The organism is Rothia nasimurium (assembly GCF_928381705.1).
GTDB classification, from domain to species: Bacteria; Actinomycetota; Actinomycetes; order Actinomycetales; family Micrococcaceae; genus Rothia; species Rothia nasimurium_G.
This window is the reverse complement of the sequence record NZ_CAKMSR010000055.1, coordinates 1-207: the sequence shown is the minus strand read 5'-3', so window position 1 is coordinate 207 and position 207 is coordinate 1. Positions and strand designations below refer to the sequence as shown.

At 51.7% G+C, this 207-nt stretch carries 1 protein-coding gene; it reads right to left on the bottom strand.

Going from position 1 to position 207, the window contains the following annotated elements; genetic code table 11:
* On the bottom strand, positions 1-207 hold a 207-nt coding region (locus L6762_RS11920; RefSeq protein ID WP_237187499.1), incomplete at both ends, for a helix-turn-helix domain-containing protein.

The following is a 207-nucleotide window of genomic DNA, read 5'->3' as shown; positions in this document are numbered from 1 at the left end:
CCGTCAACTACTAAGGACCCGGGTGCTTTGATGCTTTCTTTCAAAGGCTGAGTCAGCGGAGTGAGAATCTTCTCCAGGGCCTTTTCGATGGTGTTGATAGCTCGTGAGACTGTCGATTGAGAGACAGCAAAAAGTTCTGCGAGGAGTTCTTCGGTGAGGTTGTGGCGGTGGTAGAGCAGGGTGATTTTGAGGGCTTGGGTGAGGGTT